Source organism: Paenirhodobacter ferrireducens (assembly GCF_004022265.1).
Lineage (GTDB): Bacteria > Pseudomonadota > Alphaproteobacteria > Rhodobacterales > Rhodobacteraceae > Rhodobacter > Rhodobacter ferrireducens.
In genome coordinates, this window is the sequence record NZ_SAVB01000006.1 from 54,371 (window position 1) to 67,698 (window position 13,328).

At 70.4% G+C, this 13,328-nt stretch carries 8 protein-coding genes; 6 read left to right on the plus strand and 2 right to left on the minus strand.

Translation table 11 applies throughout. The features are described from left to right. The first annotated feature begins 7 nt into the window (after nucleotides 1–7). Both polA and EOW65_RS06085 read left to right on the plus strand, forming a co-directional pair. The gene (polA, locus tag EOW65_RS06080) at nucleotides 8–2,857 is read left to right on the plus strand and encodes a DNA polymerase I (RefSeq protein ID WP_128148084.1); all 2,850 of its coding nucleotides are present in this window, start codon (nucleotides 8–10) and stop codon (nucleotides 2,855–2,857) included. 70 nt (nucleotides 2,858–2,927) lie between these two features. Further along, on the plus strand, nucleotides 2,928–3,869 hold the full coding sequence (locus EOW65_RS06085) for a cation diffusion facilitator family transporter (RefSeq protein ID WP_128148085.1): 942 nt from the start codon (nucleotides 2,928–2,930) through the stop codon (nucleotides 3,867–3,869). An 88-nt stretch (nucleotides 3,870–3,957) separates the two neighbouring features. Here the strand turns inward: EOW65_RS06085 and EOW65_RS06090 are convergent, their stop codons facing one another. Further along, entirely contained in the window at nucleotides 3,958–4,563 is a 606-nt protein-coding gene (locus EOW65_RS06090) for a DUF1285 domain-containing protein (protein WP_128148086.1), read from the minus strand. A gap of 70 nt (nucleotides 4,564–4,633) precedes the next feature. Here EOW65_RS06090 and EOW65_RS06095 point away from each other — a divergent pair, with 70 nt between their 5' ends. Genes EOW65_RS06095 through EOW65_RS06110 form a run of 4 tightly spaced genes read left to right on the plus strand, consistent with a single transcriptional unit; the run spans nucleotide 4,634 to nucleotide 11,377 of the window. Next, nucleotides 4,634–5,641 carry an AAA family ATPase gene (locus EOW65_RS06095; protein ID WP_128148087.1) on the plus strand — a complete coding sequence of 336 codons (1,008 nt, stop codon included), beginning with the start codon at nucleotides 4,634–4,636 and terminating at the stop codon, nucleotides 5,639–5,641. Beyond that, entirely contained in the window at nucleotides 5,638–6,552 is a 915-nt protein-coding gene (locus EOW65_RS06100; protein WP_240664526.1) for a DUF58 domain-containing protein, read from the plus strand. Before EOW65_RS06095 ends, EOW65_RS06100 begins: the two co-directional genes overlap by 4 nt. After that, entirely contained in the window at nucleotides 6,549–9,287 is a 2,739-nt protein-coding gene (locus EOW65_RS06105; protein ID WP_128148088.1) for a DUF4159 domain-containing protein, read from the plus strand. Before EOW65_RS06100 ends, EOW65_RS06105 begins: the two co-directional genes overlap by 4 nt. Further along, nucleotides 9,284–11,377, plus strand: a complete 2,094-nt coding sequence (locus EOW65_RS06110) for a hypothetical protein (RefSeq protein WP_128148089.1) — start codon at nucleotides 9,284–9,286, stop codon at nucleotides 11,375–11,377. The genes EOW65_RS06105 and EOW65_RS06110 overlap by 4 nt, the downstream gene beginning before the upstream one ends. Nucleotides 11,378–11,574: 197 nt before the next feature. Here EOW65_RS06110 and ettA read toward each other — a convergent pair whose 3' ends face one another. Further along, a complete protein-coding gene (gene ettA, locus EOW65_RS06115; RefSeq protein ID WP_128148090.1) occupies nucleotides 11,575–13,230 on the minus strand; it encodes an energy-dependent translational throttle protein EttA in 1,656 nt (551 codons plus the stop codon). Between the last annotated feature and the right edge of the window lie 98 nt (nucleotides 13,231–13,328).

The window sequence follows — 13,328 nt, forward strand, 5'->3', positions numbered from 1 at the left end:
GGACCCCATGGCTTTCGGCAAAGGCTGCCACCTGCATCTGATCGACGGCTCTGCCTTCATCTTCCGCGCCTATCACGCGCTGCCGCCGCTGACCCGCAAGTCGGACGGGCTGCCGGTGGGCGCCGTCGCGGGCTTTTGCAACATGGTCTTCCGCTATATCGAGGATGCCAAGAACGGCGATGCGCCGACCCATGCGGCGGTGATCTTCGACTATTCCTCGAAGACCTTCCGGTCCGAGATCTTCCCCGACTACAAGGCGAACCGCCCGCCGCCGCCCGAGGATCTGCGCCCGCAGTTCCCGCTGACCCGCGAGGCGACGCGCGCCTTCAACATCGCCTGCAAGGAGATGGAAGGGTTCGAGGCCGACGACATCATCGCCACCCTTGCCCGCCAGGCGCGCGAGGCGGGCGGCCGCGTCACCATCATCTCCTCCGACAAGGATCTGATGCAGCTGGTGGGCGGCGGCGTCGAGATGCTCGACGCGATGAAGAACCTGACCATCGGCCGCGACGAGGTCGAGGCGAAATTCGGTGTGCCGCCCGAGAGGGTGGTCGATGTGCAGGCGCTTGCCGGCGATTCGGTCGACAACGTGCCGGGCGCGCCCGGCATCGGCATCAAGACCGCGGCGCAGCTGATCCAGGAATACGGCGATGTCGAGACACTGCTCGCCCGCGCCACCGAGGTGAAACAGCCCAAGCGCCGCCAGACCCTGATCGACTTTGCCGATCAGATCCGGCTGTCGAAACGCCTCGTCACCCTCGATGATGCCGCGCCGCTCGATTTCACCCTCGACGATCTCGAGGTGAAGGACCCCGAGCCCGCGGCGCTGATGGCGTTCCTGAACCAGATGGAATTCCGCACCCTGACGAAGCGGGTAGCGGAGAAATTCGGCCTTGAGGTGCCGGTTGCGGCCCCGGCCGCGGTGTCCGAAACCGCCCCCGAGCGTGCCGGCGCCGGCGCGCGCGCCACCACACCCGCCGCTGTGCCCGAGGCGCCGTTCGATACCGCCGCCTATGTCTGCATCCGCGATGGCGAAACGCTGGCCGCATGGCTGGCCGAGGCGCGTGCGACCGGCATTCTCGCCGTCGATACCGAGACCACCTCGCTCGATGAGATGCAGGCCGATCTGGTCGGCGTGTCGCTCGCCACCGCGGCGGGGCGGGCGGCCTATGTGCCGCTTGGCCACAGCCGTGGCGGCGACGACCTCTTCGGCGGTGTCGAACGGGCCGAGGGGCAGATGGACCCGGCCGAAGCGCTGGCGCTGCTGAAACCCGTGCTCGAAGATCCGGCCATCCTGAAGATCGGCCAGAACATGAAATACGACTGGAAGATCTTCGCGCGTCAGGGCATCCGCGTCGCGCCGATCGCCGACACCATGCTGATGAGCTATGCGATGTTCGCCGGGCTGCACGGTCACGGCATGGATGCGCTGAGCGCGGAATACCTCGGCCACACCCCGATCCCGATCAAGGAGCTTCTGGGCTCGGGCAAGGCCCAGATCACCTTCGACAAGGTCGCGATCGACAAGGCCGTGCCCTATTCGGCCGAGGATGCCGACATCACCTTCCGGCTCTGGCGCCGTTTCGCACCGATGCTGCACCGCGCCGGGGTGACCACCGTCTACGAGACGCTCGAGCGCCCGCTGGTGCCGGTGCTGGCCGAGATGGAGATGGCGGGGGTGAAGGTCGACACCGCGGTGCTTGCCCGCATGTCGAATGTCTTCGCACAGCGCATGGCCGGGCTCGAGGCCGAGATCCAGGAGGTTGCGGGGCAGCCCTTCAACGTCGGCTCGCCGAAGCAGCTCGGCGAGATCCTCTTCGAGCAGCTGGGCGTCGAGGGCGGCTCGCGCGGCAAGGCCGGTGCCTGGTCGACCGGCGCCGACGTGCTCGAGGACATCACCACGCTCGAGGACACCAACCCGCAGGCCGCACGGCTCGCTGCCAAGGTGCTCGACTGGCGGCAGATCTCGAAGCTGAAATCGACCTATACCGACGCGCTGCAGACCCATGTGAACCCCGACACCGGGCGCGTGCATACTTCCTACAGCATCGCCGGTGCCAACACCGGCCGCCTCGCCTCGACCGATCCGAACCTGCAGAACATCCCGGTCCGCTCGGACGAGGGGCGGCGCATCCGCGAGGCTTTCGTGGCGCCCGCGGGCCGGCGGATCGTCTCGCTCGACTACAGCCAGATCGAGCTGCGCATCCTCGCCCATGTCGCCGATATTTCCGCCCTGCGCGATGCCTTCCATCATGGGCTCGACATCCACGCGATGACCGCCTCCGAGATTTTCGGCGTGCCGATCGAGGGCATGGACCCGATGGTGCGCCGGCAGGCGAAGGCGATCAACTTCGGGGTGATCTACGGCATCTCGGCCTTCGGCCTCGCCCGCAACCTGCGCATCCCGCGGGCCGAGGCGCAGGCCTTCATCGACCGCTATTTCGAGCGTTTCCCCGGCATCCGCGCCTACATGGACGACACGATTGCCTTCGCCAAGGAGAACGGTTTCGTGCGCACCCTCTTCGGGCGCAAGATCCACACCCCCGAGATCAACGACAAGGGGCCGCGGGCGGGCTTTGCGAAACGTGCCGCGATCAACGCCCCGATCCAGGGTGCGGCCGCCGACATCATCCGCCGTGCGATGATCCGGATGCCGGCGGCGATCGCCGGGCTCGATGCGACGATGCTGTTGCAGGTGCATGACGAATTGATCTTCGAGGTGGCCGAGGCCGATGTCGAGCCGCTGATTGGCGCCGCACGCGACATCATGGAAGGCGCGGCCGAGCCGGTGGTGAAGCTCTCGGTGCCGCTCGTGGTCGAGGCGGGGCAGGGGGCAAGCTGGGCCGAGGCGCATTGACCCCGGCCGCGTGCGGCGCAAGGATGGGGCGGCCCCCCGCCTCCGGGCGGCACTGAAACCGGACCTCCCCATGCCGCATGACCACACCCACGACCACGGCCATTCCCACGATCACGGGCACCACCACCTGAGCGCCGAGATGGGCGACCGGCTGGTGGTCTGGGCGGTGGCGATCAACGTCCTTCTGACCGTTGCGCAGGTGATCGGCGGCTGGCTTGCCGATTCCGTCGCGCTGATCGCGGATGGCGTGCACAACTTCTCGGATGCGGCGGCGCTGGTCCTTGCCTTCGGCGCGCGTCGCCTTGCCCGCCGCGGGCCGAGCCCCGAGATGAGCTTCGGCTGGGATCGGGCCGAGGTGGTGGCGGCGCTGGTGAACTATGTCGCGCTGATCCTCGTGGCGCTGTGGCTTCTGGCCGAGGCCGCGGGCCGTCTGGCGAACCCGCCCGAGGTCGCGGGCTGGCCGGTGGTCTGGCTGGCGCTTCTCGCCCTCGTCATCGACCTCGGCACCGCGGCGCTGACCTTCAGCCTGGCGAAGGACAGCGTGAACATCCGCGCCGCCTTCCTGCACAACCTCGCCGATGCCGGCGCCTCGGTTGCGGTGATCGTCGGCGGCGTGATGATCCTGCTGTGGGATTTCCGCCTCGTCGACCCGGTCCTCACCATCGCGATCTCGGCGATCATCCTGTGGCATGTCGCGGGCGAGATCCGGCCGGTGCTGCGCATCCTGATGCTGGGCGCCCCGCCCGAATGCGATAGCGGCGATGTGGCCACCCGCCTTGCCGCGATCGAGGGGGTCGAGGGCGTGCATCACCTGCACATCTGGGCGCTCGACGAGAAACGCGACGCGCTCGAGGCGCATCTGGTGCTGGCCGAGGGGGCGGATTACGCCGCGACCATCGCCCGGGCCAAGGCGATGCTGGCCGCCGATTTCGACATCCGCCACGCCACGCTCGAACCCGAGACCCGCGCCGCCGGCTGTGCCGATCAGGCGGCAGCGGGTGGCTGCGCCTGACGCCTTCTTTTTCTTGGCAAAATACTCCCCGGGGGGGGCGGGGCTAGTCAGCCCCCGCCGCGCGTCCCGCCGGTGACCGGCGGGGCGCTCAGATCCCGCTCAGCTCCGCCATCGGGATGATCGGGAAGAACTCCCCCTGCGAGGTCAGGCCAAGCCAGTCCGCGCCCTCGAAGGGGCCGGGGGCGGCGATCTCCACCAGCCGATAGAAGGTCTTGCGGTCGATCAGCGCCTCGAGCCCGCGGCGGATGTGGATGTAGGGGCTGGGTTCGCCATCGGCCGCGCGGGTGACGCGGATCCTGTGCTCGGGCCCCGCGGTGACCACATCGCCGACATTCGTGGTGAAGCTCAGTGTCTGATCGACGCCGGTGCCCGAGACCTCGCAATCGACGGCGACGAAGGGGGCATCGACGACGCGGATGCCGACCTTCTCGACAGGGGTGACGAGGAAATACTTGCCGTCCTCGAGTTTCAGGATCGAGGCGAAAAGCCTGACCAGCGGCGCCCGCCCGATCGGCGTGCCCAGATAGAACCAGGTGCCGTCGCGGCGGATTTCCATGTCGATATCGCCGCAAAAGGGCGGGTTCCACAGGTGCACGGGCGGCGGCCCCTTGCGGCGCGCCTGCGTCGCGGCCGCGGCGATGCCCTCGGCGCTCGGGGCTTTCACGGTCTTTTGTGAGGCGTCGGTCTGGGTCATCGGCTCTTTGCGATTGGGTCGTGGACGGATATCTGTTCAGATGACCATATCGTCGAAGGGAGCCACTGTCATGACCGAAGACCTCGTCAGCGAAATCGAGCGCCTCGGCGCCAAGCTTGGCGCGGCGCGGGCCTCGGTCAACCGCCGCTTCATCGGGCAGGAGCGGGTGGTCGAGCTGGTCCTGGCCGCGATGCTCTCGGGCGGGCACGCGCTGCTTGTCGGCCTGCCGGGGCTCGGCAAGACCATGCTCGTCGACACGCTTGCCACGGTGATGGGGCTAAACCCGGGCCGGATCCAGTTCACCCCCGACCTGATGCCCGCCGACATCCTCGGTTCCGAAGTGCTCGAGACCGCGCCCGACGGCAGCCGCGCCTTCCGCTTCCTCGAGGGGCCGGTCTTCTGTCAGCTGCTGATGGCCGACGAGATCAACCGCGCCAGCCCGCGCACACAATCCGCCCTGCTGCAGGCGATGCAGGAGCGTGAGGTGACGGTCGCCGGCGTGCATCGCCCGCTCGGGCCGCCCTTCCACGTGCTCGCGACGCAGAACCCGATCGAGCAGGAGGGCACCTATCCGCTGCCCGAGGCACAGCTCGACCGTTTCCTCGTGCAGGTCGACGTCGAATACCCGACCCGCGACACCGAGCGCGAGATCCTGCTGGCCACCACCGGCGCGACCGAGGCCGAGGCGATCCGCGTCTTCTCGGCCGAGGAGCTGATCGCCGCACAGGCGCTGGTGCGGCGGATGCCGGTCGGCGAAAGCGTGGTCGAGGCGATCCTCGATCTCGTCCGCGCCTGCCGCCCGGGCGAGCCCGAGGCGCTGCCGGTGGTGCGCGAGGCCCTTGCCTGGGGCCCCGGTCCGCGCGCGGCGCAGGCGCTGATGCTGACGGTGCGGGCGCGGGCGCTGCTGAACGGCCGCCTCGCCCCTTCGGTCGAGGATGTGGTGGCGCTCGCCCGCCCGGTGCTCAGCCACCGCATGGCGCTCGGCTTTGCCGCCCGCGCCCGTGGCGAGACCCTGTCGCAGGTGATCGCCCGCGTCGCGGCCGAGGTGACCGGGATCGAGATCGAGGCGGCTGCGTGAGCCTTCCCGGCCCCGAGATCGCCGCGCTGTCGCTGCGCCGCGAGGCAGAGCGGACGGCGGGCGCGCTGCCTGCGCTTCTGGTCGCGGCCGAACGGCTGGCCGCCACGGTGCAGATGGGCGGCCACGGCCGGCGCCGTGCCGGTCCGGGCGAGGAATTCTGGCAATACCGCCCCGCCCATTCGGGCGATGCCGCGCGCTTCGTCGACTGGCGCCGCTCGGCGCGGTCCGACACGCAATTCGTGCGCGACCGGGAATGGCAACTGGCGCAGTCGCTGTCGCTCTGGGTCGACGGTTCGGCCTCGATGCGCTTCACCGGCGCCCCCTCGGGGCGGGGCGCGCGCCCGACCAAGGGCGCGCGCGCCCGGCTGCTCGCGCTGGCGCTAGCGGTTCTCGCGGTGCGGGGCGGCGAACGGGTGGGGCTCTCCGGCCCGCTCGCCCCGCCGCGCCCGGGCCGGGCGCAGCTGATGACGCTTGCCGCGCTGCTGGGCGACGACGACCCCGCCCCCGGTCCCGATTACGGCACGCCCGAGGTCGCGGGGATCGCCGCGCAGGGGCGGGCGGTGTTTCTGTCCGATTTCTTCGGTGACATCGGGGCGATTGCCGCCGCGCTTGGCGCGCTCGCCGATCGCGGTGTGACCGGGGTGATGTTGCAGATCCTCGACCCGGCCGAGGAGGACTTCCCCTTCGACGGTCGCACCATCTTCGAATCGATGGGCGGCGGGCTGCGCCACGAGACGCGTGAGGCGGCCGATCTGCGCGCCCGCTACCGCGCCCGGCTGGCCGAGCGGCGCGACCGTCTGGCCCGGATGGCGGCCGAGGCGGGCTGGCAATTCTCGACCCACCGCACCGCGACGGCGCCCGAGGCGGCGCTTCTGTGGCTGCATGCGGCGCTGGAACGGGGGCGGGGATGACGATCTTCGGCCCCCTCGGCTTCACTGCGCCCTGGCTGCTGCTGGGCCTCGCGGCGCTGCCGATCCTGTGGTTCCTGCTGCGCGCGACACCGCCCGCGCCGGTGCGCCGCCGTTTTCCGGGTGTCGCACTGCTCGCCGGTCTTGCCGACGAGGAGGTGCAGGCAGAGCGCACCCCCTGGTGGCTTCTGGCGTTGCGCATGGCGGCGCTCGCTGCCGCGATCCTCGGCTTTGCCGGGCCGGTGCTGCACCCGGTGCCGGTCGCGCCGGGGCAGGGGCCGCTGCTGATCGTCGAGGATGGCGGCTGGCCCTCGGCCCGCGACTGGCCGCGCCGGCTCGAGCGGATCTCGCGCGCGCTGACCGAGGCGGCCGCGGCCGGTCGCCCGGTGGCGCTCGTCTCGCTCGCCGATCCGCCGCCCGCGCCGCCCGCCTTCGTCAATGCCGCCGACCTCGAGGCCGGCCTGCCGGGCCTCGCCCCGAACCCCTGGGAGCCCTCGCCCGATCTCGACCCGGCGAAGATCCTGCCTGCCGGGCGCTTCAACACGCTGTGGCTCTCGGACGGGCTTGATCGTGCCGGGCGCGCCGGGCTGGTCGCCGCCCTCACCGCGCGCGGCGCGCTGCGGGTCTGGCAGCCGGGCACGCCGGTTCTGGCGCTTGGCCCCGCGACGGTCGAGGGGCGCGTGGTCTCGCTGCCGCTTCTGTCCGCGACCCCGGTCTCGGGCGATTACGAGATCGCCGCGATCGGCCCCGACCCCTCGGGGATCGAGCGGGAACTGGCGCGCGAGACGGTGCACCCGCAAAACGCGACCGAGGCCATGGCCCGCTTCGACCTGCCGCCCGAGCTGCGCAACCGTGTCGCCCGCTTCGAGATCGCCGGCATCCGCTCGGCCGGTGCGGTCAGCCTGACTGATGATGCGGTGAAGCGGCGCAAGGTGGCACTGATTTCCGCCGCCGCGCCGCGTGAGGGGCTCGAGCTGCTGTCGCCGCTCCATTACCTGCATCAGGCGCTGGCGCCGACCGCCGATCTGATCGAGGGCACGCTCGAAGACGCGCTGGTGGCCAACCCCGACGTGGTGATCCTCGCCGATGTCGGCGAGGTGGCCGAGGCCGATGCGCTGGCCGACTGGGTCGAGAAGGGCGGGCTGCTGATCCGGTTCGCCGGCCCGCGCATGGCGGCGGCCGACACCGCGGGCGATGTCCTGTTGCCGGTTCGGCTGCGGCAGGGCGGGCGCTCGGTCGGGGGCACGATGAGCTGGGGCGAGCCCCGCCGCCTTGCGCCTTTCCCCGAGGCCTCGCCCTTCGCGGGCCTCGCCGTGCCCGAGGACGTGACGGTGCGCGAGCAGGTGATGGCCGAGCCCGGCCCCGAACTTGCCGAGCGCACCATCGCCGCGCTGGCCGATGGCACGCCGCTCGTCACCCGCGCGGCCTTTGGCGCGGGCGAGGTGGTGCTGTTCCACGTCACCGCGAATGCTGACTGGTCGAACCTGCCGCTCTCGGGCCTGTTCCCGCAGATGCTCGACCGCCTCGCCGTGTCAAGTCGCACCGCCGCCCCCACCGCCGCCGATCTTGCCGGCCGCACCTGGGTGCCGGTGAAGCGGCTTGACGGCTTCGGCCGGATCGAGACCGCCGAGGCCGCCGCGGGTGTGGCCGGCGAGGTGCTGGCCGAGGCGACGCCGGGCCCCGACCTGCCACCCGGGATCTATGCCGCCGATGACCGCAGTGTCGCGCTTGATGCGCTCGCCCGCGGGCGGGTGCTGGCGCCGGCCAGCTGGCCGCTTGGCGTGACGCTCGAGGGGCTGGCCGCGCCGCGGCAGATGCCGCTCAAGGGCGCGCTGCTGGCGGCGGCATTGCTGGCGCTGCTGATCGACATCCTCGCCTCGCTCGCCCTGGCTGGCCGGCTGCGCGGCCCGCGCGCGGGCACGGCGGTGCTGGTTCTGGCAGCCGCGCTTGGGCTGGCGCCGCAGGCCCGCGCCGAGGACACCATGCCGATCGACCGTGCGGTCGAGGCCGCCTCGAACGTTGTCCTCGCCTATGTGCCGACCGGGGATGCGGCGATCGACCGGGTGTCGATGGCGGGGCTGCGCGGGCTGACGCAGGTGCTGACCCGGCGCACCACGGTCGAGCCCTCGGCGCCGATGGAGCTGAACCTCGAGACCGACGATCTGGCGCTCTTCACCCTGATCTACTGGCCGGTGACGGCGGACGAGCCCGCCCCCTCGGCCGCGGCCTATGCGAAACTCAACCGCTTCCTGCGCGGTGGCGGGATGATCCTGTTCGACACCCGCGACGCCGATCTGGCCGGCATCGGCACCGCGACCGACGCCGGGCGGCGGCTGCAGGCGCTGGCCGCGCCGCTGGAGATTCCGCCGCTCGAACCGATCCCGGCAGACCATGTGCTGACCCGCAGCTTCTACCTGCTGCAAAGCTTCCCCGGCCGCTATGACGGGCCGATCTGGGTCGAGGCCGCGGCCGAGGCCGAGACGACCGAGGGCATGCCCTTTCGCAACCTGAACGACGGCGTGACACCGGTGGTGATCGGCGGCAATGACTGGGCCTCGGCCTGGGCCGTCGATGACGTGGGCGAGCCGATGTTCCCGCTCGGCCGCGGCTCGGCCGGCGAGCGCCAGCGCGAGATCGCCTGGCGCTTCGGCGTGAACCTGGTGATGCATGTGCTGACCGGCAATTACAAATCCGACCAGGTGCATGTGCCGGCGCTGCTGGAAAGGCTGGGGCAATGAGCGGGCTTTCGGTGATCTTCGCGCCGCTGCTGCCCTGGGCGGTGATTGCCGCCGGCGCGGGGCTGGCGGCGCTGCTGCTGGCGCTGGCGCTGTGGCGCGGGCTGCGGGGCTGGGCGCTGCGGGCGCTGGCGGCCCTCGCCCTTCTGGGCGCGCTCGCGCAACCCTCGCTGCAGCGCGAGGAGCGCACGCCGCTGTCGGACATCGTGTTGCTGCTCGATGACCGCACCGCCTCGCAGACCCTGTCCGACCGCGCGGCGCAGACCGATGCCGCGGTGGCGCGTCTTGCGGCCGAGGTGCAGGCACTGCCCAATACCGAGCTGCGCCGGATCACCGTGCCCGACGGGGCGAAGAACGCCGGCACCCAGATCGGCGTCGCGCTTGCCGAGGCGCTGGCGGCCGAGCCGCGCGCCCGCGTCGCCGGCGCCATCGTCGTCACCGACGGGCAGGCGCATGACGCCGAGCTTGCCCCCGCGCTGCCCGCGCCGCTGCAGCTGGTGCTGACCGGCCATGCGAAAGACTGGGACCGGCGATTGCTGATCGAGACCGCCCCCGCCTTCGGCATCATCGGCGAGGAGACGCGGATCCGGCTCAAGGTGCTCGACGAGGGCGCGGTGCCGAAAGCCGCGGGGACCGAGGCCGATCTGACCATCGCCATCGACGGCGGCGAGGCGCGCAGCTATCGCGTCGAGGTCGGGCAGGATCTGGAACTGCCGCTGACGCTCGACCATGGCGGGCAGAACGTGGTGCAGTTCACCCTTGCCCCCGCACCCGGCGAGCTGACCGCGCGCAACAATGCCGCTGTGGTGCAGATCAACGGCGTGCGCGACCGGCTGCGGGTGCTGCTGGTCTCTGGCCAGCCGCATGCGGGCGAGCGCACCTGGCGCAACCTGCTGAAATCCGACGCGGGCGTCGATCTCGTGCATTTCACCATCCTGCGCCCGCCCGAAAAGCAGGACGGCGTGCCGGTGTCGGAACTGTCGCTGATCGCCTTCCCGACGCAGGAGCTGTTCATCGACAAGATCGACGAGTTCGATCTGATCATCTTCGACCGCTACGGCGAGCGTGGCATCCTGCCGCCCGCCTATTTCGCCAATATCCGCGATTACGTCGAACGCGGCGGCGCGGTGCTGATCTCGGCCGGGCCCGAGTTCGCCACCGTCGAGAGCCTGTGGCAGACGCCCTTGGGTGAGATCATGCCGGCGCGGCCCACCGGGCGGGTGCTGTCCGAGGCCTATCTGCCGCGCCCGACCGAGCTTGGCCTGCGCCATCCGGTGACCGCGGGGCTCGAGGGCGCGCCGCCACCCGAGGGCGAACCCGGGCCGAAGCACTGGGGTCGCTGGCTGCTGCAGATCGAGCTGACCGACGCCACCGGCGAGGTGGTGATGAAGGGCGCCGAGGACAAGCCGCTTCTGGTGCTGTCGCATGCCGGCAAGGGGCGGGTGGCGCTGCTCGCCTCGGATCACCCGTGGCTGTGGGATCGCGGCTTCGAGGGCGGCGGGCCGCAGCTCGAACTGCTGCGCCGGATCGCACACTGGGAGATGAAGGAGCCCGAGCTCGAGGAAGAGGCGCTGATCGCCGAGGTCGAGCCGGGCAGCCTGTCGCTGACCGTCACGCGGCGCACGATGAAGGAGGCGCCTGGGCCGGTCACGGTGATGCTGCCCGATGGTTCTACGCAGGATCTGGCACTGACCGAGGCGGGGCCCGGCCGGTTCAGCGCGCGCTGGCAGGCGCCGGGACCGGGCCTTTATCGGCTGAAGCAGGGCGATCTGGAGCGGGTGGTGGCGCTCGGCCCCGCCTCGCCACGCGAGTTCGAGGGCACGATCGCGAGCGCCGGCCCGCTGGGCGCCGCCGTGCAGGCCTCGGGCGGCGGGGTGAGCCGGCTCGAGGACGGGATCCCCGCGGTGCGCACGGTGCGCGAGGGGCGGCCGTCCGCCGGGCGCGGTTGGATCGGCATCACGCCGCGCGGTGCGGCGGCGGTGGCCGACATCCGGGTGAGCCCGGTGCTGCCCGCCTGGGCCTGGCTCGCGCTGGCCGCACTTCTGAGCGTGGCGGCCTGGCTTTCCGAGGGCCGGGGGCGGCGCCGGGGCTGAGCGGGGCGAAGGGGCGCTGCCCCTCGGCCTGCGGCCTCACCCCGAGGTATTTCCGGCAAGGAGAAAGCGGGGGCGGTTCCGGTCCGGGGCCGCGGGGCTTTCGCAGGACGGAGCCCGGAAAAGAGAAGGCCCCTGCCCGCGGGAAACGGGCAGAGGCCGGGGCAGGGAATGCCGCGCCGGGGCGGCGCGGCCAGAGTTCAGCGGCTGAACTTCTTGTATTTCACCCGCTTCGGCTCGGCTGCGTCGGGGCCCATGCGGCGGATCTTGTCGTTCTCGTAATCCTCGAAGTTGCCTTCGAAGAACTCGACATGCGCCTCGCCCTCGAAGGCGAGGATGTGCGTGCACAGACGGTCGAGGAAGAAGCGGTCGTGCGAGATGATCACCGCGCAGCCGGCGAAATCTTCGATCGCCGCTTCCAGCGCCTGCAACGTTTCCACGTCGAGGTCGTTCGTCGGTTCGTCGAGGAGCAGCACGTTGCCGCCCGATTTCAGCAGCTTCGCCATGTGCACGCGGTTGCGTTCACCGCCCGAAAGCAGGCCCACCTTCTTCTGCTGGTCCGAGCCCTTGAAGTTGAACGCGCCGACATAGCTGCGCGAGTTCACCGTAGCCTCGCCGAGCTGGATCAGCTCGGCCCCGCCCGAGATCTCTTCCCAGACGTTCTTCTCGGGGTCGAGCGCATCGCGCGACTGGTCGACATAGGAGAGCTTCACCGTCTCGCCGATGGTGACGGTGCCGGCGTCGGGCGCCTCCTGGCCGGTGATCATCTTGAACAGCGTCGACTTGCCAGCGCCGTTCGGGCCGATCACCCCGACGATCGCCCCCGGCGGGATCGAGAACGAGAGGTTCTCGATCAGCTGCTTGTCGCCGAAATGCTTCGAGATGCCGTCGAGCTCGATCACCTTGCCGCCAAGGCGCGGGCCGTTCGGGATGATGATCTGCGCGGTGCCGACCCGTTCCTTCTCGGAACGGTCCGCCATCTTCTCGTAAGCCGCGATACGGGCCTTCGACTTCGCCTGACGCGCCTTGGCGCCGGCGCGGATCCACTCGAGTTCCTTGGCCATGACCTTCTGCTTGGCCTTGTCCTCGCGCGCTTCCTGCTCGAGCCGCTTCGCCTTCTGCTCGAGCCAGGCGGAGTAGTTGCCCTCGTAGGGGATGCCGCGGCCGCGTTCGAGCTCGAGGATCCAGGAGGTGATGTCGTCGAGGAAGTAGCGGTCGTGGGTGACGATCAGGATCGTACCCTTGTACTCGATCAGGTGCTTTTGCAGCCAGGCGATGGTCTCGGCGTCAAGGTGGTTGGTCGGTTCGTCGAGGAGCAGCATGTCGGGCGCCTCGAGCAAGAGCTTGCACAGCGCGACGCGACGCCGTTCACCGCCCGAGAGGGTGGCGACATTGGCGTCGTCGGGCGGGCAGCGCAGCGCCTCGAGCGCGATGTCGACCTGGCTGTCGAGATCCCACAGGTTCTCGGCGTCGATCTCGTCTTGCAGCCGCGCCATTTCCTCGGCGGTGTCGTCCGAGTAGTTCATCGCGAGCTCGTTGTAGCGTTCGAGCTTGGCGGTCTTTTCCGCGACGCCTTCCATGACGTTCTCGCGCACCGTCTTGGAGTCATCGAGCTGCGGTTCCTGCGCGAGATAGCCGACCTTTGCGCCCTTGGCGGCCCATGCCTCGCCCTGGAAGTCCTTGTCGATGCCGGCCATGATCTTCAAGAGCGTCGATTTACCGGCGCCGTTGACGCCGACGACGCCGATCTTCACGCCGGGCAGGAAGTTCAGGCGGATGTTCTCGAAGCATTTCTTGCCGCCCGGATAGGTCTTCGAGACGCCGTCCATGTGATAGACGTATTGATACGAGGCCATTCAGCGCACCTTTCGGGGAAATTCGGGTTTTCCGCTAGATAGGCGAAACACCCCCCCGAGGGAAGGGCCTCTGCCCCGTCCCCTCTTCTGCCCCGGCG